This window comes from Pseudomonas sp. B111 (assembly GCF_026428275.1).
Lineage (GTDB): Bacteria > Pseudomonadota > Gammaproteobacteria > Pseudomonadales > Pseudomonadaceae > Pseudomonas > Pseudomonas aeruginosa.
Window position 1 is genome coordinate 1,625,228 of sequence record NZ_CP097857.1, and the last position, 19,641, is coordinate 1,644,868.

The following is a 19,641-nucleotide window of genomic DNA, read 5'->3' on the forward strand; positions in this document are numbered from 1 at the left end:
GCGCTTCAGACGCGGAAACGCCCGACCAGCCGCGCCAGTTCCGAGGACAGCTCGGACAGCCGGCGGCTGGCCCCGGTACCCTGCTCCGAATGTTCCGCCGCCTGGGCGGAAAGCTCGCGCACCTCGCTGATGTTGCGGGCGATTTCGTCGATCACCCGGCTCTGCTCCTCGCAGGCCGAGGCGATCTGCGCGGCGAGGTCGTTGATCCGCCCCACCGCGTCGCCGGTGGCGGCCAGCACGCCGTCGACCCCGGCGGCGCGCTCGACGCTGTCGCGCGCCTTGAGGCTGCCCGACTGCATGGCCCGCACGGCGTTCTGCACCCCGGCCTGGAGGCGCTCGATGCGCGCCTGGATGTCCTTGGTCGAATCCTGGGTGCGCGCCGCCAGCGCCCGCACCTCGTCGGCCACCACGGCGAAACCGCGACCCTGCTCGCCGGCCCGCGCGGCCTCGATGGCGGCGTTGAGGGCAAGCAGGTTGGTCTGTTCGGCGATGCCCTTGATCACCGTCAGCACCGCGTCGATGCTGGCGGTTTCCTGGGCCAGTTGCTGGATGCTCTCGGAACTGCTCTCCACTTCCTGCGCCAACTGGCGGATCACCTCGATGGTCGCTTCCACCACGTTGGCGCCCTCGCGCGCCTGCCGGCGGGCGTCATCGGCCACCTGCGCGGCGCTCTGGGCGTTGCGCGCCACCTCCTGGACGGCACTGCTCATCTGCGTCGCGGCGGTGCTGACCTGGTCCACCGACGCGTGCTCGCTGTTGATCAGACGATCGTTGGCGGCGGTCATGCCGGCCAGCGAACCGGCGGAATCGGCAACCTCGCCGGTGACCCGGCCGACCTCGCGGATCAGCGGCTGCAACTTGTCGAGGAAGGCGTTGAAGGCGCTGCCGAGGCGGCCGGGTTCGTCGCGCGAAGTGACCTCCAGGCGCACGCGCAGGTCACCATCGCCGTTGGCGATCTCTTCCAGGCGTTGCAGCAGGCGCTGCAACGGACGGGTCACCAGGCCGGGGAACACCAGTACCAGCGACAGGCACACCAGCAGGCCGAACGCCACCAGCGCCACCTGCTGCCAGCGGTGGCGCTCGCCCAGCGCGGAGGACGCCTCGCCGTCGGCGGCCGCGGCCGCCTCTTCCATCTCGTCGAGCTGGTTGATCACCTCGCGCATCGCCCCGAACTGGCGATCGCTGTCACCGTAGCTGAGCTGCGCCGCGGCGCTCGGATCGCTGGCCGCCAGGCTCAGCACCCGCGCCGAGGTCGCGCTCCAGAGGGCATAGCCGCGCTCGAACTCGGCGACCTTGGCCAGTTCCGCCTCGCCCGGCTGCATCGCCGCGTACTGGCGCACCCGATCCAGGGCCTGCTGCAGGTTTTCCGCGTGATCGTTCCTCAGGCCGGCGATCTGCTCGGCGTTCAGGAGGCTATCGAGCAGGCTGCGCTCGGCGACGAAGGCCTGGTAGAGATCGCGGTCGGCGTTGAGCAGCAGGGCGATGCCGGGGAGAAAACGCTTGCCCAGGCGCTGGTTGGATTCGTTCTGCTGGGCGATGCCATGCACGCCGAGCGCGCCCACCAGCAGCAGAAGCACCGCGAGCAGGAGGATCGGCAGGGCGATTTTCCTGCGGAACGATAGGTTAGCGAACCATTGCAGCATGCCGGCATCCTCGCTCGTGGCTTTCCAGGCTATCGGTCGCAGCACGACCGATCTTGAGCGACCGTACGTCCGTGCCAGTAGGAATCAGACTAGCAGGCGCAGGGTTTCGAACAGGCGCCGGTCATCCTTCTTCGCCGAGCGGGCGTGGCGGCGGATCACCTGCAGCAGGCACTCGACGAAGCATTGCGCCGGATTGCTGAGGGCGCCGCCGCGCCGGGTGATGATGCCCAGCCGCCGTGGCTCGAAGGTTTCCCGCAGCGCCAGCGGCACTACCCGGCCGAGCAACGGCGGGGCGGCGCCGATGATCGCCGGCACCCAGGTGCACATGTCGGCCTGCTCCACCAGGGTCTGCAGGATCGCCACGGAGTGCGCGCGAACGATGCGCCGCTCGTCGATCAAGGCGCCGTGGCGCCAGAACAGCTCGCGCATCAGGGTGTCGTGGCCGTCGCCGGTGTAGTTCAACGCCCAGTCCTGTTCCAGCAGTTCGTGGATCGAGCCGCAACCCGCCAGCGGATGCCCCTGGCGGACCAGCACCGCGGTGTCGTAGTCGAGCAGCTTCTCGCAGGCGAATTCCTGGGCCGCCTGGGCGCCGTGCAGCGGGCCGATGGCGAAATCCATGCTGCCGTCGCGAAGCAATGGCTGGGCCACCGCCATCAGGCTTTCGAAAAGCTCCAGGCGCACCTCCGGCATGCGCTCGCGGAACGCCTGCACCGCCTCCGAGAGGAAGGTCAGCGCCACCCAAGGCGTCACCCCGATGCACAGCCGGCCGCTGGCCTGGCCACGCAGGTGGTCGAGTTCGACCTGCGCGTGCTCCAGTTGCTTGAGCACCAGCCGGGCGTGGATCAGCAGCGCCTTGCCGTATTCGGTGAAGGTCAGGCCGCTGGGCGTGCGGACGAACAGCGGCAGATGCTGTTCGGTTTCCAGTTCGCGCAGCGCGCGGGTCACGGCCGCCTGGGAAATCCCCAGGGCGCGGGCGGCGGCGCGGATGCCGCCGGCGTCGGCACTGGCGACCAGGGCTTGCAACTGGTGGAGTTTCACGGGCTTACCGAGGTGACAACGAAAGGTTGTCATCATAGCCAAAGCGAGCCTCCCCGCCAGTCCCCCGCTTGCCTACCATCGGCTTCGACAACGCCCTGCCGCCCACCGGTCGGAGCCCTTGAGGAGAACAAGAAGAATGACCGAGCCTGCCGTCCTGCCCGCCATCGCGGCGCTGCGGGAAGAGATGGTTACCTTGCGCCGCCACATCCATGCCCACCCGGAGCTGGGTTTCGAGGAACGGCGAACCGCCGCGCTGGTCGCCGAATGCCTGGAGGCCTGGGGCTACCAGGTCAGCCGTGGGGTGGGTCGCACCGGCGTGGTCGGCACCCTGTGCCGCGGCGAGGGCCCCGCGCTGGGCCTGCGCGCCGACATGGACGCGCTGCCGATCCAGGAAGCCACCGGCCTGCCCTACGCCAGCCAGGTGGACGGCGTGATGCACGCCTGCGGCCACGACGGCCACACCGCGATGCTCCTCGCCGCGGCCAGGCACCTGGTCGAGTCGCCGCACTGGCGCGGCACCCTGCAACTGATCTTCCAGCCTGCCGAAGAGGGCCTCGGCGGTGCCCGCGCGATGCTCGACGACGGGCTGCTGGAGCGCTTCCCCTGCGACGCCATCTTCGCCATGCACAACGTCCCGGGATACCCCGTCGGCCACCTGGGTTTCCATCCCGGCCCCTTCATGGCCTCGGCCGACACCGTGGTCATCCGCGTGATCGGCAGCGGCGGCCACGGCGCGGTGCCGCAGCGCACCGTCGACCCGGTGGTGGTCTGCTCCGCCATCGTGCTGGCCTTGCAGAGCATCGTCTCGCGCAACGTCGACCCGCAGGACACCGCGATCGTCAGCGTCGGCGCGATCCATGCCGGGACGGTCTCCAACGTGATCCCGGCCAGCGCCGAAATGATCCTCAGCGTCCGCGCCCTGACCGCGGAAACCCGTGCCCTGCTGGAGCGCCGCATCGGCGAACTGGCCCGCGGCCAGGCCGCCAGCTTCGGCGCGCGGGCGGAGGTCGACTACCGGCATTGCCATCCGGTGCTGGTCAACCATCCCGGGCAGACCGCGTTCGCCCGCGAGGTGGCCCGCGACTGGCTGGGCGAGGAATGCCTGATCGACGGACTGCGGCCGTTCACCGCCAGCGAGGATTTCGCCTTCATCCTCGAACGCTGTCCCGGCAGCTACCTGGTGATCGGCAACGGCCAGGGCGAGAGCGGCTGCCAGTTGCACAACCCCGGCTACGACTTCAACGACGACTGCCTGGCCGTCGGCGCCAGCTACTGGGTGCGACTGGCCGAGCGCTTCCTGGCCTGAGCCAGGGTTTTCAACGGGCGCGCGGCCTGGCGCGCGCGAATCGACAGAGGACAACCACAATGACAAGAACCCTCGGCAGCATCGCCCTCTCCCTCCTCCTCGCCGCACCGGCCGGCGCCGCCGACTGGACCGGCAAGGTCCTGCGCCTGGGCGTCGACCCGACCTACCCGCCGCTCGAATACAAGCAGCCGGACGGCCGCCTGGCAGGCTTCGGCATCGAGATCGGCGAAGCCCTCTGCGCGGAGCTGCGAGCCCGCTGCGAATGGGTCGAAAGCAACTGGGACGGCATCATCCCGGCGCTGCTGTCGCGCAAGATCGACGCCATCGTCTCGTCGATGACCATCACGCCGAAACGCGCACAGCACATCGCCTTCACCGACCGCGTCTCCAACGCGCCGAGCCGCCTGGTGGTACGCCGCGGCTCAGCGCTCCTGCCCGACGCCGAGAGCCTGCGCGGCAAGCGCGTGGGGGTCGGCCAGGGCTCCAACCAGGAGGCCTACGCCAAGGCCGAATGGGCCGCCAAGGGGGTGCGGGTCGTCTCCTACCAGAACCAGGACCAGGTCTACGCCGACCTCGTCATGGGCCGCCTCGACGCCTCGCTGCAAGGCGCGGTGCAGGCCAGCTACGGCTTCCTCGACAAGCCGGTCGGCAAGGATTTCGAACTGGCCGGAGCGGTGCTGGACGACCCCCGCTACTTCGGGGTCGGCGACGGCATCGGCCTGCGCAAGGAAGACGTGGCGCTGCGCGAGGACCTGAACAAGGCGCTGGCGACGATCCGCGCCAACGGGACCTACGCGCGAATCAACGCCCGCTACTTCGATTTCGACCTCTACGGCGCGCCCTGAACGGCGTCCGGCCGTTTTTCACCTCGACCGACAACAACAAGCAATGGAGAGTGAAATGTTCCTCGACGGCTTCGGCCCGCAGATACTCGCCGGCACCCTGGTGACCCTGAAACTGGCGCTGGGCTCCCTGCTCGGCGCCGTGCTCATCGGCCTCCTCGGCGCCAGCGCCAAGCTCGCCGCCAACCGCCCGCTGCGCGCCCTGGCCAGCGGCTATACGACGCTGATCCGCAGCGTCCCCGACCTGGTCATCATGCTGTTGCTGTTCTTCAGCCTGCAGATCCTCCTCAACCGCGTCACCGACGCCCTCGGCATCGGCCAGGTCGACATCGACCCGTTCGCCGCCGGCTGCGTCACCCTGGCGTTCATCTATGGCGCCTACTTCACGGAAACCTTCCGCGGCGCCTTCCAGGCGGTCCCGGCCGGCCAGGTCGAAGCCGCGCAAGCCTACGGCATGGGGCGCTGGCGAGTGTTCCGCCGGGTACTCCTGCCGCAGATGCTGCGCTACGCCCTGCCGGGCATCGGCAACAACTGGCAGGTGCTGGTCAAGTCCACCGCGCTGGTCTCGATCATCGGTCTCGGCGACCTGGTCAAGGCCACCCAGGACGCCGGCAAGGGCACCCTGCAGTTCTTCCACTTCACCCTGGTCTGCGGGCTGATCTACCTGGCCATCACCGCAATCTCCAACGCCGCGCTGCTGTGGCTGGAGCGGCGCAGCTCGCTGGGCGTCAGGAGGCCGCTGCCATGAACGCGGTACTCGACGAATACTGGCAGGCCTACCTGTGGACCGACGGCCTGCAACTGACCGGACTGGCGATGACCCTGTGGCTGCTGATCCTCGCCGTGGCGCTTGGATTCCTGCTGGCCATCCCGCTGGCGGTGGCGCGGACCTGCGGCAACCCGCTGCTGCGCTACCCGGTCTGGCTCTACACCTACGTGTTCCGCGGCACCCCGCTGTACATCCAGTTGCTGTTCTTCTACACCGGCGTCTACAGCCTGAATGCCATACGCGCCCAGGACTTTCTCAACGCGTTCTTCCGCGACGGCTTCAACTGCACGGTGCTGGCCTTCGTCCTCAACACCTGCGCCTACATGACGGAAATCTTCGCCGGCGCGATCAGGAACACGCCCCACGGCGAAGTGGAAGCGGCGCGCGCCTACGGCATGGGCGGCTTCACCCTCTACCGGCGCATCGTCCTGCCCTCGGCGCTGCGCCGGGCACTGCCGTACTTCAGCAACGAAGTGATCCTGATGCTGCATTCCACCTCGGTGGCGTTCACCGCCACCGTGCCGGACCTGCTCAAGGTGGCCCGCGACGTCAATTCCGCCACCTATGCGCCGTTCCTGTCCTTCGGCATCGCCGGCGCGCTCTACGCCGGCACCGCCTTCCTGCTGATCTGGCTGTTCCGCCGCGGCGAGCTGCGCTGGCTGGCCTACCTCAGACCGCAAACCCACTGACCTCTCCCGGAGACACGCGCATGTACAGCCTGCAGGTCGAAGACATCCACAAGCGCTACGGCAGCCATGAGGTGCTCAGGGGCGTTTCGCTCAGGGCCGGCAAGGGAGACGTGATCAGCATCATCGGCTCCTCCGGCTCGGGCAAGAGCACCTTCCTGCGCTGCGTCAACTTCCTGGAAAAGCCCTGTGCCGGGCGCATCCGCGTCGGCGACGAGGAACTGCGCACCCGTCCCGGCGCCCTGGGCGAGCTGCGCGCCGCCGATCCCCGGCAGTTGCAGAGGATCCGCAGCCGGCTGGCGATGGTCTTCCAGCATTTCAACCTGTGGAGCCACCTGACGGTGCTGGAGAACGTGGTCGAGTGCCCGGTCAACGTCCTGAGAATGAACCGCGACGACGCCGTGGCCCGCGCGCGCCACTACCTGGCCAAGGTCGGCCTGGCGGAGAAGGTCGAACGGCAGTATCCCTGCGAACTCTCCGGCGGCCAGCAACAGCGCGTGGCGATCGCCCGCGCCCTGGCCATGGAGCCGCAGGTGATGCTGTTCGACGAACCGACCTCGGCGCTCGATCCGGAACTGGTCGGCGAAGTGCTGAAAGTCATGCAGCAGTTGGCCGAGGAAGGTCGCACCATGGTCCTGGTCACCCACGAGATGGCCTTCGCCCGCCAGGTTTCCAGCCATGTGATCTTCCTCCACCAGGGCGTGATCGAAGAGCAAGGGACGCCGGACCAGGTGTTCGGCGCGCCGCGCAGCGAGCGCCTGCGCCAGTTCCTCGCCGGCAACCTGAAATGAGCCCGGGGCTCAGCGCGACGGCGCGAGGAAACGCACGAAGACCAGCTCCGGATCACCTTCGTCGAGGTTGTCGATCACCCCGCTCGGCTGGAATCCCTCGCGCTCAAGCAGGCGCCGCATCGGCAGGTTGGAGCGGTTGCAGGAAGTGAACAGGCGGTCGCCACAACAGTCGTCCCGCGCCTGCCGCAGCAAGGCGCTGGCGATGCCGCGCCGGCGGCAGTCGGGGGCGACTGCCGCATCCTAGACGTTTTCACAGGTCAGGGCACGTCGCCGCGGCGCATGATCTATAGTCGCCCGGATCAGCCCCAGAGGATGCCGGACATGCCCCGTTCGATCGTCATCGTCCACGGCTGGAGCGACGATTCGAAGTCGTTCCGCCGCCTCGCCGAGCAGCTGGAAGCCTGGTTCGGCAGCGCGCCGACGCAGATCCGCCTCGCCGACTGGATCTCCCTGCAGGACGACGTCACCTACGCCGACCTCGCCGCCGCCCTGGATCGCGCCTGGACCGCCCAGGGACTGTCGCGGGCGCCGCGCACGGTGGACGTGGTGGTGCACAGCACCGGCGCCCTGGTGCTGCGCGACTGGCTGACCCGCCACTTCGACCCCGCCAGCGCGCCGGTCAAGCGCTTCCTGATGCTCGCCCCGGCCAACTTCGGCTCGCCGCTGGCGCACAAGGGACGCTCCTTCATCGGTCGCGTACTGAAAGGCTGGAACCGCTTCGTCGGGCAGACCGGCACCCAGGTGCTGAAGGGACTGGAGCTGGGCTCGCCGTACTCCTGGCAACTCGCCGAGCGCGACCTGTTCGGCGCCGAGGCCTGGTACGGCGCCGGCCGCCTGCTCGCCACGGTACTGGTGGGCAATGTCGGCTACAGCGGCGTCGAAGCCATCGCCAACGAAGCCGGCGGCGACGGCACGGTGCGGATCGCCACGGCGAACCTCAACGCCTGCCGCCTGAGCCTCGAACTGGATGTCCGCCAGCGCGCCAGGCCCGGCTGGCGCCTGGAAGAATCGCGCGGCGAGATCGCCTTCGCCATCGTCGACGGCGAGAACCACGCCAGCGTGGCGCTGAAGGACCGCGGGCCGAAGAACCCGCATACCCTGGAGCTGATCCGCGCCGCACTGGAGGTCGAGGACGCCGATTACCGGAGCAGCGGCGCAAGCTTCCCCTGGCAGCGCCGCATCGATCAGCTCGACCCCGGCATCGAGCGCCGCTCGCCGCGCTACCTGAACCTGGTCAGCCACGTCTGCGACGACCTCGACCAGGAGGTGCGCGACTACTTCATCCAGTTCTTCCGCAAGCTGAACAGCGACCGGCGTTTCGAGCAGCGCTTCTACGAGCAGGTCATCGCCGACGTCCATCCCTACGAGGACAACCCCGCCTACCGCTCGCTGTACCTGTCGATCGAGTCCCTCGACGACCTGCTCGCCGGCTTCGCCGTGGACACCCTGTCGCTCAGCGTGTCGGCCCAGCCGCCGTTCGATCCGCCGCGCCAGCCGGTCGGCTATACCGCGGTGGGCCCCGGCGACAGCGAAGGCCTGGCGATTCCGCTGGCGCAGGTGCCGCGCTTCCTCGCCGCCCACCGCACCCTGCTGTTGCGCATCCGCCTGACGCGCCTGGTGGACAGCGGCGTATTCGTCTTCAGGAACCCCTGAAACGGCGCCCGGCCCCCCGCTGGGCAGCCACCCAGGCCGGGCGCAGGCGATCACGGTTGGCCTTCGGGCCACTCGACCCGCTGCAATGGCGCGCCGCCGCGCCCGAGGCGATGGACGATGCCGCTGCCCCGGCGCAGATCGACCCGCACCAACCGTCCGCCGTCCTCTCCACGGCCGCTGAGAAGCAGGTTGCGGGCATCCAGGCGGAACAGCCGTTCGGGACGCTCGATGGGCAGCCCCAGGGTCCAGAGCAAGCTGCCGTCGGCAGACACCGAGCTGAGCAGCAGTTCGCTACGCTCGGCCAGGCTGCGCCGGTGCAGCACCAGCCAGTTGCCGTCGACTCGCCAGGGACGGCGCGCCAACCTGGAATCGCCGCCCGGCAGCGCCGAGGCATAGCGACGGTACAACGCCTCCTCGCGCGTCTGCTCGTCGCGCCGGCGACGGTACTCGGCATCCGCCGCCGCCTCCAGGTCGGCGACCCGTTCCCGCCAGGCATCGTGCGCGGCAATCCAGCGTCGTCGTTCCTGGCGGTAGGCGTCACGCGCCGCAAGGAACGCACGGGTACTGGGAAAACGCTCCACGCGCTCGTCGAACTCTTCCGGCGGCTGCGGCTCGGACGGCAGCGACGGACGCTGGCGCTGCCGCTCGGACGGTCGCTCGAGCAGCCGCTGCGGCTCTTCGGCAGCGGCTGGATCGGGCAGCAGGCCAGCCTGCAGGAAGGCCGCGTCGAGCAGTGGACGCAGTCGATTCTCCGCCGGCGACCGCCAATCCAGGGTGCCCAGTGACAGGCGCTGGCGTCGCGCCCGTTGGTTCGCTGCCGGCAGCGCCTCGCCACGCTCCAGCGCTCGGGCCTCGTGATCGCTGGCGAGGATCAGCAGGCGTCCGTCGGGCAGGCGCGTCAGACCCGGCGCCTGCCAAGCGATCCCGGCATTCGCCGGCGGCGGCGGGTCGCCCTGGAAATACCGCGCGGCATCGACTTCCGGGGCTTCGCGCAGGGCCAGGCTGTCGCCGTCGAGGAACCAGACGCGGCCGTCCAGGGCAAGCATCAGCAATCCGCCCCGGCCTTCGTCGTAGCGATAGGCGTCCTTCCCCCAGGGCGCCGACTTCAACGGCAGGCCGCCAGTGCGCCGCTCCAGCTCGTCGAACGCCAGCGCAGGGGCGGCGTCGCGCCGGTCGAGTACGTAGAGTTCGTTGCGCAGGAAGAACAGGTAGCGCGACGACTGGCCCAGCAGTTCGCCGGAACCCCAGTCGTCGCCGCGCTCGTTGTCGGCATCCAGGCGCGCGCTCCAGCGCAGGCTGCCGTCCTCGAGATCGACCACCTGGGCATAGCTGCGGCTGCTGCCGTGCACCACGCCGTTGTCCACTTCGTTGGCGCGATAGTCGTCGAGGGTGAACGCCAGGTAGGAATGGCCCTGTTCCTCGAAGACCAGTTGCGGCCCGCTGAACCCGGCCTCGTCGTACTGGCCGAGAATGAAATGGATGGCCACCGGCAAACCGACCAGCAGGCCCAGGCCGAGTACCGCCCAGAGGACGGCGAAAAGCGTCGCTCCCTTCTTCATGCAACTCCCATGCGTCCCGCGATCCTGGGACCGTCCCTCAACTGGCGACGGCATGAACGGCGCATTCTAGGGAGCCGCCGGCCTCGCTTCAAAGGCGGCAAGCGGCCATCAGTGGTCCATGCTCATGGGCTTTTCGCCCCCAGCAGGACACCGAAACCGACCAGCAGGGCGCCGAAAAACTGGTCGATGCGCCGGCGGAAACGCAGGAGTCGGCCGCGCACCGCCGGGCTCGAGAGAAAGCAGGCGACCAGGCCGAACCAGGCCACGTGGGCGAGCGCGATGAAGGCCCCGTAGCCCAGTTGCGCCGGCAACGCGGTATGCGGATCGATCACCTGCATGAACAGGCTGACCACGAACAGGCAGGTCTTCGGATTGAGCGCATTGGTCAGGAAGCCGCTGCGCAACATCGCCCAGGACGAAACCCCGGCGCCGCCCGCCGCCTCCTCCGCCACCGTGTCCTCTCGCGCCAGCAGCATGCGCAGGCCGAGGAACACCAGGTAGGCGGCGCCCGCCAGCTTCAGCGCGGTGAACAACGCCAGCGACTCGCGCACCAGCACGCCGACGCCGAGGATGCTGTAGCCGACATGTACCGTCACCCCCGCGCCGATGCCCAGCGCGGTGAGCAGGCCGGCGCGGCGGGAATACAGCAGGCTGTTGCGCGAGACCATGGCGAAATCGGCGCCGGGGCTGATCACCGCAAGCACGGTGATGGTCAGGAAAGCTAGCAACTCTGTCATGCCTGGAAGGCTCCAAGGTAGAATGGATGGCACAATCTACCGGTCTCCAGCGCCGAGCGAGAACGATGAATACTGACAATCATGGTGAGGAAAACTCACCATTCAGGCGCCGCCGCCTGCCCTCGCTGAACGCCCTGCGCTGCTTCGAGGCCGCCGCCCGCCTGGAGAACTTTTCCCGTGCCGCCGAGGCCCTGTGCCTGACCCACGGCGCCATCAGCCGCGCCGTGCGGACCCTGGAGGAGGAACTCGGTTGTGCGCTCTTCGAACGCCGCGGCCAGCGGGTTTTCCTCAGCGAGGCCGGCAGGCGCCTGCTCGCCGGCACCGGCCCGGCCCTCGACCTGATCGAGCGCACCGGCGAGGCCCTGCGCGCGGAGGTCGGACCCACCGCGCTGGTGCTGTCCTGCGAACCGACCTTGCTGATGCGCTGGCTGATCCCGCGGATCGCCGGATTCATGCAGGAACAGCCACGACTGTCGATCCAGCTGGTCGCCGGCGGCGGGCCGTTCGCCTTCGGCCGCGGCATCGACCTGGCGATCCGCCGCAACGACTTCCCCTGGCCGCCCGGCAGCCATGCCCACTGGCTGTTCGACGAGCAGGTCGGGCCGGTCTGCCGGGCGAGCGACGTCGAACGGCATTTCCACCTCGATGCAGGCCCGCCCGGGCTTCGCGCCGTCGCACCGCGCCTGCACACGGCGACCCGCCCGCAAGCCTGGAACACCTGGACCCGTCTCGCCGGACAGGCGCCGGCGACGACCGAAGGGCAGCGCTTCGAGCACTTCTACCTGAGCCTGCAGGCGGCCGGCGCCGGACTCGGCGTAGCCATCGGCCCCTGGCAACTGGTGCGCGACGATCTGTCCGCCGGCCTGCTGGCGGCGCCGCTGGGATTCCTCGCCGACGGCAGCAGCTATCACCTGCTGACCCCGCGACCGTTGCAGGCCGGAGAGCCCGCCACCCTGCTGCTGGAATGGCTGCGCCGCAGCGCGGCGGCCTGATGCGGCCCGCTCAGGGCCAGGCGCGCAGCGCCCGTTCGACCACCGCCAGCAGGCGCTCGCAAGGCACCCGGTCCTTGGCCTGCACGCTGAGGCCGAACAGCACGGTAGCATAGAAGGTCGCCAACTCCTCCACGTCGGTGTCCGCCGCCAGGTCGCCGTCAGCGATGCCGCGCCGCATGCGCTCACGGAACAGGCGGATCGACTCGCCGCGCTCGGCGCTCAACGCGTCCCGCACCGCCTCGCTTTCCGGGGTTCCGGTCAGCGCCGCGAGCACCACCAGGCAACCGCGCGGGAACTCGTCGGAACAGAAGCGCGCGACGGTCTCGCGGAGCAGCTCGGCCACGCCCTCGCGGGCGCTCGGCGCGCCATCGAGGACATCCCGGCGATAGCGGCCGTGCTGGCCGAGATAGTGGGCCAGGGCTTCGCGGAACAGCCCTTCCTTGCTGCCGAAGGCGGCGTACAGGCTGGGCGGCCTGATTTCCATCGCCTCGGTCAGGGCCGCCAGCGAAGCGCCTTCGTAGCCACGCACCCAGAACACGTCCATGGCTCGCTGCAGGGCGGTGTCCCTGTCGAATGCCCGTGGCCTGCCTCGCGTTGCCATCCTGACCTCCATTATTTGTATCGATCACTATAAATTTACTTGACGAGCGTTGCCGTCGCCATATTATTTAGCGACCGATACAGATATTCAAGCCATCTCCCTGCCGCCTTCGAAAGGAAAAGACCATGTCCAAATTGCTCCTCTCCCCGCTCGCCGTAGGCAACCTGGCCTTGCGCAACCGCATCGTCATGGCGCCGATGACCCGCTCCCGGGCGCAACAGCCGGGCGACGTGCCGACCGCCCTGAACGCTCTCTACTATGCGCAGCGCGCCGGCGCCGGGCTGATCGTCAGCGAGGGCACGCAGATTTCCCGCCTCGGCCAGGGCTACGCCTACACCCCCGGTATCTACAGCGAGGCGCAACTGGCCGGCTGGCGCCAGGTCACCGAGGCGGTGCACGCCGCCGGCGGACTGATCGCCGCGCAGCTCTGGCATGTCGGGCGCATGTCGCATCGCTCGCTGCAGGCCGGCGGCGAGGCGCCGATCGCGCCCTCGCCGATCCAGGCCAAGGCCCAGGTGTTCATCGCCGATGGCCAGGGCGGTGGATCCATGGCGCCGGCCGACGCGCCGCGGGAAATGACCCTGGAAGACATCCGCCGGGTCCGCGACGAATTTTCGTCCGCGCCGCGCGCAACGCGCTCGACGCCGGCTTCGACCTGGTCGAGCTGCATGGCGCCAATGGCTACCTGATCGACCAGTTCCTCGCCAGCGCCAGCAACCGGCGCAGCGATGCCTACGGCGGTAGCCTGGAGAACCGCGCGCGGTTCCTGCTGGAGATCGTCGACGCGCTGGTCGCCGCGGTCGGTGCCGAGCGCGTCGGCCTGCGCCTGTCGCCCTGGGGCACGATCAACGACATGCACGACGACGAGCCGGAAGCGATGACCCTTTACCTCGCCGAAGCCCTGCAGCGACGCGGCATCGCCTACCTGCACCTGGCCGAGTGGGAATGGAGCGGCGGCCCGGCCTACCCGCAAGGCTTCCGCGAGCGCCTGCGCGAACGCTTCCGCGCGCCGCTGATCGTCTGCGGCAACTACGACGCCGAGCGCGCCGAAGCGATACTCCAGGCCGGACTGGCCGACGCGGTGGCGATCGGCCGGCCGTTCATCGCCAACCCCGACCTGGTCGAGCGGATCCGTCTCGGCGCGCCGCTGGCCGAGGCCAACCAGGCGCGGTTCTACGGTGGCGACGCCGCCGGCTACACCGATTACCCGACCCTCGGCCAGTCCGCTACGGCCTGATTCCCTTCCCTCCCATGCATCGTTCCCGGGCGCGGCCACGGCTGCGCTCGCGGAGGAGTCTTGCCGTGCTATTGCCGATCCTCCTGCTGGCCGCCGCCGGCTTCACCATCCTGACCACCGAGTTCGTCATCGTCGGCCTGCTCCCGGCGCTTGCCGCAGACCTCCAGGTCAGCGTCGCCCAGGCCGGCCTGCTGGTCAGCCTGTTCGCCTTCAGCGTCGCCGCCTTCGGTCCGTTCCTCACCGCCGCGCTGGCGGGCGTCGAACGCAAGCGGCTGTTCGTCGCCTGCCTGCTGCTGTTCGCCGCGGCCAATGCGCTGGCCGCCGTGGCCGGTGATATCTGGACGATGGCCGTGGCGCGCTTCGTCCCGGCCCTGGCGCTCCCGGTGTTCTGGGCCATGGCCAGCGAAACCGCCGCGCACCTGGCCGGCCCCTCGCGCGAAGGGCGCGCCGTGGCGCTGGTGTTCTTCGGCATCGTCGCCGCCACCGTGCTCGGCATTCCCATCGGCACGCTGATCGCCGACGCCTGGGGTTGGCGCCTGGCATTCGCCGCACTCGCCGCGCTGGCCCTGGCCAAGGCGCTGCTGCTGGCCGCCTGGCTGCCGCGCATTCCCGGACGGCCGGGCGTCTCGCTGCGCAGCCAGGCGAGCGTGTTGCGCCAACCGCTGGTGCTCGGCCACCTGTTGCTGTCGCTGCTGGTCTTCACCGGCATGTTCACCCCCTACACCTACCTGGCCGACATCCTCCAGCGCCTGGCCGGCTTCAGCGGCTCGCTGGTCGGCTGGACGCTGATGGGCTTCGGCGCGGTAGGCCTGCTCGGCAACTGGCTCGGCGGGCGCCTGGTGGATCGCAGCCCACTGGGCGCAACCCTGCTGTTCGTCCTGCTGATGGCGCTGGGCATGCTCGCCCTGGTGCCGACCCTCGGCAACGCCTGGCTGCTCGCCGCCACCCTGGCGACCTGGGGCGTGGCCCAGGCAGCACTGTTCATCGTCGGCCAGGTGCGGGTGATGAAGTCCGCGCCGCGGGCCCCGGCGTTCGCCGCCTCGCTGAACATCTCCGCCTGCAACGCCGGGATCGGCATCGGCGCCCTCGCCGGCAGCCGGGTGATCGACGGCAGCGGCCTGGCGCCGCTCGGCGAGGTCGGCGCGCTGGTCTGCCTGGCGGCGATGGCCGTGGCCCTGCTGCTGATGCTGGCGCCACGCCAAGCTGCCACCGAGCCGTCCCTCGGCGGCCACATCCCTCACTGACCCCACCAAGGAAGCACAACCATGATCCTCGATAGACTCTGCCGCGGCCTCCTGGCCGGCATCGCCCTGACCTTCTCCCTGGGCGGCTTCGCCGCCGAGGAGTTCCCCGTCCCGAATGGCTTCGAAAGCGCCTACCGGGAAGTCGACGGCGTGAAGCTGCACTATGTGAAAGGCGGCCAGGGGCCGCTGGTGATGCTGGTGCACGGCTTCGGCCAGACCTGGTACGAATGGCACCAACTGATGCCGGAACTGGCCAAGCGCTTCACCGTGATCGCGCCGGACCTGCCCGGCCTCGGCCAGTCCGAGCCGCCGAAGACCGGCTATAGCGGCGAACAGGTCGCCGTCTACCTGCACAAGCTGGCCCGGCAATTCAGCCCGGATCGCCCGTTCGACCTGGTGGCCCACGACATCGGTATCTGGAACACCTATCCGATGGTGGTGAAGAACCAGGCCGACATCGCCCGCCTGGTGTACATGGAAGCGCCGATCCCGGACGCGCGGATCTACCGCTTCCCGGCCTTCACCGCCCAGGGCGAGTCGCTGGTCTGGCACTTCAGTTTCTTCGCCGCCGACGACCGCCTGGCGGAAACCCTGATCGCCGGCAAGGAACGCTTCTTCCTCGAGCACTTCATCAAGTCCCATGCCAGCAACACCGAGGTGTTCAGCGAGCGCCTGCTGGACCTGTACGCCAGGTCGTACGCCAAGCCGCACAGCCTGAACGCCTCGTTCGAGTACTACCGCGCGTTGAACGAGAGCGTGCGGCAGAACGCCGAACTGGCGAAGACCCGCCTGCAGATGCCGACCATGACCCTCGCCGGCGGCGGCCACGGCGGCATGGGCACGTTCCAGCTGGAGCAGATGAAAGCCTATGCGGAGGACGTCGAAGGCCATGTCCTGCCCGGCTGCGGCCACTGGCTGCCGGAAGAGTGCGCAGCGCCGATGAATCGCCTGGTGATCGACTTCCTCAGCCGCGGTCGCTGAGTCGTCCCGGTCCGGGCGATCAGAACTGCTCGCCCGGGCAGAACAGGCAGCGCAGCAGCAGGGTCATGAGCACGACAGCGCCGGAAACCAGCAGGTAAGGCAACGGGGAGAACAGGTCGTCCTGGTCCTTGCCATCGTGCTCACTACTCATGCTCTCACCTCGAGAATCGTCATGGCGGAAAAGACGCAGGATATGCACTTGCCGTCCTTGAAAGTGCACGGCGAAGTGTTCGAAGACTATAGAAACGAAGCGATCGAGTTCAATTACATCTGTGTCAGCTTGCTGTCGGCAAAACGTCAGCGGAAAGACAACGGAATATATTTCCCGATAATGCTTGCGGGGTCTGCCGCGCGCCGCCCCCAGGCTCTCCCAGCGTGAGGAATAGCCTCGGCGAAGGAAAAACCCACTTACAATGATCCCGACCCGGAATTATTCCGCCAAGTGGGCTCCGTTTCGGAAAAAAGCGACTCGCAGCACTGTTTCGGTGCAATAACGTCACATGTGAAAGTTTCGATTAAGTTTTCCGTTATCGATTATCCATAAATACGTTTGATCGCTCTCCGGACGTTTCATAGATTGCACGCCTTCACTCTCTGCGAGGCATTCCCGTGACGCATCCAGCGACCGTCTACAGCCTGTCCACCCGCCTGCTGCACTGGAGCATGGCGTTCTGTTTCATCGGCGCGATCGTGCTGGCCTATTTCGTCATCTGGGTGCTCGGCCACGACCACCCGCAGCGCCTGCCGGTACTCAACCTGCACTGGGTGCTGGGCCTGCTGGTCGGCCTGCTGCTGATCCCTCGGATCGTCTCGCGGCTGCGCGGGCCGCACCTGCCAGCGGTCCCCGGGACGCCGCTGGAGCACCGCCTGGCGCACTACGCGCACCTGTCGCTGTATGCCTTGATGCTGGTGATGCCGCTCACCGGCTACGTCGGCACCCGCCTGCCCACCGACTTCGGCCTGTTCGTGGTACCCAGCTTCAAGGACACCGCGCTGTTCGCCTGGATTTCGCAAACCTGGAACCTGAGCTGGGAGGCATTCGAGAAGCCCTTCGACGCCGTTCACCGCGTGGTCGGCCTGTGGCTGAGCACCTCGGTGGTGCTGCTCCATGCGCTCGCCGCCGGCTATCACCAGTGGGTCCGCCGCGACGGCACCCTGGAGCGCATGCTCGGCCGTCGCCAGCGCCGCTGAGCGGGGCCCTTCGTCGGCTCTCGCGGCGGATCGGCGACGATCTGCTATAGAGGTAGGGACACGCAGGGAAAACCTCGCCGCCCCGAGGCTCCTCCGTGGCAACCACAGGCGTCGCGCAGGTAGCCGGGTCGGCCTCCGACAGAGAGGAGCATGCCATGGCCAGCCTGCACTGCCAGCACCGCAGCTACACCATCACCGCCGACGTCGTCGAGCATCCGGGCATTCCCACGCCCTGGGCCGGCGGCTGCCACATCACCGATCCCGAAGGCCACACCAGCAAGCGCATCGCCCTGCCCGTGCGCTTCGCCTTCCTCGCCGACCTGGAAAACGCCCAGCGCGCCTCCATCGCCCACGGCAAATGGCTGGTGGACCAGCGCCTGGACCGCGGCAAGGCGCTGTTCTGAAGCGCACAACGAAAACGGCCCTCGCAAGGAGGGCCGTCGTTCATCGCGGCGCGGCTCAGGCGCTGCCGGCTTCAGCGGTTTCGCTGCGCCGTCGCGGCGGCGCGCCATGGCTGTCGTCGCCGGCCAGCGGCACTTCGTTGCCCTGGGCGTCGTACAGCTTGCCGTCGAGGAAATAGTCGCCTTCGTGCAGGGCGGCGATGTCCTGGTAGCGCAGGGTCCGCTCGCTGGCGGCGACGAACACCGACTGCTGGTCGGAGTTGCCGGCGGTGAAGTGGTTGAACGCCAGGTTGAGCAGGATCGCCATGATCGCCGAGGAACTGATGCCGGAGTGGAAGATGGTGGCGAACCAACTGGGGAAGTGATCGTAGAAGGTCGGCGCGGCGATCGGGATCATACCGAAGCCGATCGAAGTGGCGACGATGATCAGGTTCATGTTGTTGCGGTAGTCCACCTTCGACAGGGTGCGGATGCCGCTGGCGGCGACCGTGCCGAACAACACGATGCCGGCGCCGCCGAGCACGGCGGTGGGCACCGCGGCGATCACCCGGCCCATCACCGGCAGCAGGCCGAGGATCACCAGGAACAACCCACCGGTGGCGACCACGTAGCGGCTCTTGATCCCGGTCACCGCCACCAGACCGACGTTCTGGGCGAAGGCGCTCTGGGTGAAGGAGCCGAAGATCGGCGCCAGCATGCTGGAGAACATGTCCGCGCGCAGGCCGTTGCCCAGGCGCCGCGAGTCGACCTTGGTGTCGATGATCTCGCCTACCGCGAGGATGTCCGCCGAGGTTTCCACCAGGGTCACCATGATCACGATGCACATCGAGATGATCGCGGCGACCTGGAAGGTCGGCATGCCGAAGTGGAACGGCGTGGGAAACGCCACCAGCGGGCCTTCGGTGACCTTGGAGAAGTCGGCCATGCCGAGGAACACCGCGATGACGGTGCCGATGACCATCGCCAGGAGGATCGACAGGCGCGAGATCGAGGCGCTGCCGAGCTTGCTCAGCAGCAGCACGATGACCAGGGTGATCGCCGCCAGGCCGATGTTGGCCATGCTGCCGAAGTCCGGCGCGTGGCTGTTGCCGCCCATCGCCCAGCGCGCGGCGACCGGCATCAGGGTCAGGCCGATGGTGGTGATGACGATGCCGGTCACCAGCGGCGGGAAGAATTTGGTGATGCGCGAGAAGATCGGCGTGATCAGCAACCCGATCAGCGAGGCCGCCATCACCGCGCCGAGCACTGCGGGAATGCCGCCGCTGCCACCGCTGCCGATGATCGCCACCATGGTCGCCACGCCAGCGAAGGACACCCCCTGGACCAACGGCAACTGACAGCCGAAGAACGGCACGCCGAGGGTTTGCAACAGGGTCGCCAGGCCGCCGGCGAACAGCGAAGCGGCGATCAGCAGGCCGATGTCGCCGGGCGCGAGGCCGGCGGCCTGGCCGAGGATCAGGGGGACCGCGACGATACCGCCATACATGGTCAGCACATGTTGCAGGCCGTAGGCCATGTTGGCGCCGACACCGAGGTTCTCGTCTTCAGGCCGTGGAACGGGTGGGGTTCCGGAGGACGTCGTTTTCATGGTGCGCTGTTCTCGCTTTTATTGTTGTGCGCACACTGTAGACAATTCGATCCGAAAATATCCAGACAAATGTATACAAAATTTCCGACAAATCTGTGACAGCGCTGGTGCCAGCCACTTCCGCTCGCGCGCTTATCCGCGCGCCAGACGGTTTCCTTCCTGCTGCACCATCCTCCCAGCCCCGACCAACGGCCATGGGCCCGCGCCGAAGGGCATTAACGATAGAAAGCCGCCCTCCATCCCGCCAGCGAGCTATCAGCAATTCTTCTGCAAAAAGTTGATGAAATTCACATTTCAGGAATTACGCCAGGACAGCCCGGAAAGCGCTCCTAGTCTGGCAGTCAGGCCATGCCCGAGGCGGCATTTCGGGCAATAGCGCCAT

At 68.3% G+C, this 19,641-nt stretch carries 18 protein-coding genes and 2 pseudogenes; 12 read left to right on the plus strand and 8 right to left on the minus strand.

What is annotated here, in order from left to right; translation table 11 throughout:
• Positions 1 to 5: 5 nt before the first annotated feature.
• Positions 6 to 1,643 carry a methyl-accepting chemotaxis protein gene (locus M6E97_RS07795; RefSeq protein WP_174217641.1) on the minus strand — a complete coding sequence of 546 codons (1,638 nt, stop codon included), beginning with the start codon at positions 1,641 to 1,643 and terminating at the stop codon, positions 6 to 8.
• Between the two features lie 84 nt (positions 1,644 to 1,727).
• Positions 1,728 to 2,717, minus strand: a complete 990-nt coding sequence (locus M6E97_RS07800) for a LysR family transcriptional regulator (RefSeq protein ID WP_003130750.1) — start codon at positions 2,715 to 2,717, stop codon at positions 1,728 to 1,730.
• Between the two features lie 100 nt (positions 2,718 to 2,817).
• On the opposite strand from M6E97_RS07800, the gene M6E97_RS07805 reads away from it, so the two are divergent.
• The 5 genes from M6E97_RS07805 to M6E97_RS07825 are packed head-to-tail and all read left to right on the plus strand — an operon-like array spanning position 2,818 to position 7,075.
• Positions 2,818 to 3,987, plus strand: a complete 1,170-nt coding sequence (locus M6E97_RS07805; protein ID WP_003114014.1) for a M20 aminoacylase family protein — start codon at positions 2,818 to 2,820, stop codon at positions 3,985 to 3,987.
• A 59-nt stretch (positions 3,988 to 4,046) separates the two neighbouring features.
• Complete coding sequence (locus tag M6E97_RS07810; RefSeq protein WP_003124439.1) at positions 4,047 to 4,832, plus strand: ABC transporter substrate-binding protein; 786 nt, start codon at positions 4,047 to 4,049, stop codon at positions 4,830 to 4,832.
• Between the two features lie 55 nt (positions 4,833 to 4,887).
• A complete protein-coding gene (locus M6E97_RS07815; protein ID WP_003091034.1) occupies positions 4,888 to 5,577 on the plus strand; it encodes an ABC transporter permease in 690 nt (229 codons plus the stop codon).
• Positions 5,574 to 6,287 (plus strand): ABC transporter permease, encoded by a 714-nt coding sequence (locus M6E97_RS07820; protein WP_003091035.1) that lies wholly within the window; start codon positions 5,574 to 5,576, stop codon positions 6,285 to 6,287. Before M6E97_RS07815 ends, M6E97_RS07820 begins: the two co-directional genes overlap by 4 nt.
• A 20-nt stretch (positions 6,288 to 6,307) precedes the next feature.
• Positions 6,308 to 7,075: an ABC transporter ATP-binding protein gene (locus tag M6E97_RS07825; protein WP_003091036.1), complete on the plus strand. Its 768-nt coding sequence runs from the start codon at positions 6,308 to 6,310 to the stop codon at positions 7,073 to 7,075.
• A gap of 9 nt (positions 7,076 to 7,084) precedes the next feature.
• On the opposite strand, the pseudogene M6E97_RS07830 reads toward M6E97_RS07825, so the two are convergent.
• Positions 7,085 to 7,297, minus strand: a pseudogene (locus M6E97_RS07830) (GNAT family N-acetyltransferase); the annotation flags it as partial.
• Positions 7,298 to 7,396: 99 nt separating this feature from the next.
• On the opposite strand from M6E97_RS07830, the gene M6E97_RS07835 reads away from it, so the two are divergent.
• Complete coding sequence (locus M6E97_RS07835) at positions 7,397 to 8,728, plus strand: esterase/lipase family protein (RefSeq protein WP_003160602.1); 1,332 nt, start codon at positions 7,397 to 7,399, stop codon at positions 8,726 to 8,728.
• A 50-nt stretch (positions 8,729 to 8,778) separates the two neighbouring features.
• Here the strand turns inward: M6E97_RS07835 and M6E97_RS07840 are convergent, their stop codons facing one another.
• On the minus strand, positions 8,779 to 10,287 hold the full coding sequence (locus M6E97_RS07840) for a PA2928 family protein (RefSeq protein ID WP_033938012.1): 1,509 nt from the start codon (positions 10,285 to 10,287) through the stop codon (positions 8,779 to 8,781).
• Positions 10,288 to 10,409: 122 nt separating this feature from the next.
• On the minus strand, positions 10,410 to 11,024 hold the full coding sequence (locus M6E97_RS07845) for a LysE family transporter (RefSeq protein ID WP_003091040.1): 615 nt from the start codon (positions 11,022 to 11,024) through the stop codon (positions 10,410 to 10,412).
• A 65-nt stretch (positions 11,025 to 11,089) separates the two neighbouring features.
• On the opposite strand from M6E97_RS07845, the gene M6E97_RS07850 reads away from it, so the two are divergent.
• Positions 11,090 to 12,016 (plus strand): LysR family transcriptional regulator, encoded by a 927-nt coding sequence (locus tag M6E97_RS07850; protein WP_033938013.1) that lies wholly within the window; start codon positions 11,090 to 11,092, stop codon positions 12,014 to 12,016.
• Positions 12,017 to 12,026: 10 nt separating this feature from the next.
• On the opposite strand, the gene M6E97_RS07855 is transcribed toward M6E97_RS07850, so the two are convergent.
• Positions 12,027 to 12,617, minus strand: a complete 591-nt coding sequence (locus M6E97_RS07855; protein ID WP_003119828.1) for a TetR/AcrR family transcriptional regulator — start codon at positions 12,615 to 12,617, stop codon at positions 12,027 to 12,029.
• Positions 12,618 to 12,742: 125 nt separating this feature from the next.
• Between M6E97_RS07855 and M6E97_RS07860 the strand changes: the two are divergent.
• The 3 genes and pseudogenes from M6E97_RS07860 (at position 12,743) to cif (ending at position 16,079) form a co-directional block, all read left to right on the plus strand.
• Positions 12,743 to 13,854, plus strand: a pseudogene (locus tag M6E97_RS07860) (alkene reductase).
• A gap of 65 nt (positions 13,855 to 13,919) precedes the next feature.
• Positions 13,920 to 15,098 (plus strand): MFS transporter, encoded by a 1,179-nt coding sequence (locus M6E97_RS07865; protein WP_003091044.1) that lies wholly within the window; start codon positions 13,920 to 13,922, stop codon positions 15,096 to 15,098.
• 21 nt (positions 15,099 to 15,119) lie between these two features.
• Positions 15,120 to 16,079 (plus strand): CFTR inhibitory factor Cif, encoded by a 960-nt coding sequence (cif, locus tag M6E97_RS07870; RefSeq protein ID WP_003110290.1) that lies wholly within the window; start codon positions 15,120 to 15,122, stop codon positions 16,077 to 16,079.
• Between the two features lie 19 nt (positions 16,080 to 16,098).
• Here cif and M6E97_RS07875 read toward each other — a convergent pair whose 3' ends face one another.
• Positions 16,099 to 16,230, minus strand: a complete 132-nt coding sequence (locus M6E97_RS07875; protein ID WP_003091046.1) for a hypothetical protein — start codon at positions 16,228 to 16,230, stop codon at positions 16,099 to 16,101.
• 458 nt (positions 16,231 to 16,688) lie between these two features.
• Here M6E97_RS07875 and M6E97_RS07880 point away from each other — a divergent pair, with 458 nt between their 5' ends.
• A complete protein-coding gene (locus M6E97_RS07880) occupies positions 16,689 to 17,270 on the plus strand; it encodes a cytochrome b (RefSeq protein WP_034005344.1) in 582 nt (193 codons plus the stop codon).
• A 155-nt stretch (positions 17,271 to 17,425) separates the two neighbouring features.
• Positions 17,426 to 17,674, plus strand: a complete 249-nt coding sequence (locus tag M6E97_RS07885; protein WP_003091048.1) for a hypothetical protein — start codon at positions 17,426 to 17,428, stop codon at positions 17,672 to 17,674.
• A gap of 55 nt (positions 17,675 to 17,729) precedes the next feature.
• Here the strand turns inward: M6E97_RS07885 and M6E97_RS07890 are convergent, their stop codons facing one another.
• On the minus strand, positions 17,730 to 19,259 hold the full coding sequence (locus tag M6E97_RS07890) for a nucleobase:cation symporter-2 family protein (RefSeq protein ID WP_003162544.1): 1,530 nt from the start codon (positions 19,257 to 19,259) through the stop codon (positions 17,730 to 17,732).
• Positions 19,260 to 19,641 lie beyond the last annotated feature (382 nt).

Excerpts from the sequence above, each read along its gene's own strand:
- M6E97_RS07795 (WP_174217641.1), bottom strand. The coding sequence starts at position 1,643 with ATGCTGCAATGGTTCGCTAACCTATCGTTCCGCAGGAAAATCGCCCTG.
- M6E97_RS07800 (WP_003130750.1), bottom strand. The coding sequence starts at position 2,717 with ATGATGACAACCTTTCGTTGTCACCTCGGTAAGCCCGTGAAACTCCAC.
- M6E97_RS07805 (WP_003114014.1), top strand. The coding sequence starts at position 2,818 with ATGACCGAGCCTGCCGTCCTGCCCGCCATCGCGGCGCTGCGGGAAGAG.
- M6E97_RS07810 (WP_003124439.1), top strand. The coding sequence starts at position 4,047 with ATGACAAGAACCCTCGGCAGCATCGCCCTCTCCCTCCTCCTCGCCGCA.
- M6E97_RS07815 (WP_003091034.1), top strand. The coding sequence starts at position 4,888 with ATGTTCCTCGACGGCTTCGGCCCGCAGATACTCGCCGGCACCCTGGTG.
- M6E97_RS07820 (WP_003091035.1), top strand. The coding sequence starts at position 5,574 with ATGAACGCGGTACTCGACGAATACTGGCAGGCCTACCTGTGGACCGAC.
- M6E97_RS07825 (WP_003091036.1), top strand. The coding sequence starts at position 6,308 with ATGTACAGCCTGCAGGTCGAAGACATCCACAAGCGCTACGGCAGCCAT.
- M6E97_RS07835 (WP_003160602.1), top strand. The coding sequence starts at position 7,397 with ATGCCCCGTTCGATCGTCATCGTCCACGGCTGGAGCGACGATTCGAAG.
- M6E97_RS07840 (WP_033938012.1), bottom strand. The coding sequence starts at position 10,287 with ATGAAGAAGGGAGCGACGCTTTTCGCCGTCCTCTGGGCGGTACTCGGC.
- M6E97_RS07845 (WP_003091040.1), bottom strand. The coding sequence starts at position 11,024 with ATGACAGAGTTGCTAGCTTTCCTGACCATCACCGTGCTTGCGGTGATC.
- M6E97_RS07850 (WP_033938013.1), top strand. The coding sequence starts at position 11,090 with ATGAATACTGACAATCATGGTGAGGAAAACTCACCATTCAGGCGCCGC.
- M6E97_RS07855 (WP_003119828.1), bottom strand. The coding sequence starts at position 12,617 with ATGGCAACGCGAGGCAGGCCACGGGCATTCGACAGGGACACCGCCCTG.
- cif (WP_003110290.1), top strand. The coding sequence starts at position 15,120 with ATGATCCTCGATAGACTCTGCCGCGGCCTCCTGGCCGGCATCGCCCTG.
- M6E97_RS07875 (WP_003091046.1), bottom strand. The coding sequence starts at position 16,230 with ATGAGTAGTGAGCACGATGGCAAGGACCAGGACGACCTGTTCTCCCCG.
- M6E97_RS07885 (WP_003091048.1), top strand. The coding sequence starts at position 17,426 with ATGGCCAGCCTGCACTGCCAGCACCGCAGCTACACCATCACCGCCGAC.
- M6E97_RS07890 (WP_003162544.1), bottom strand. The coding sequence starts at position 19,259 with ATGAAAACGACGTCCTCCGGAACCCCACCCGTTCCACGGCCTGAAGAC.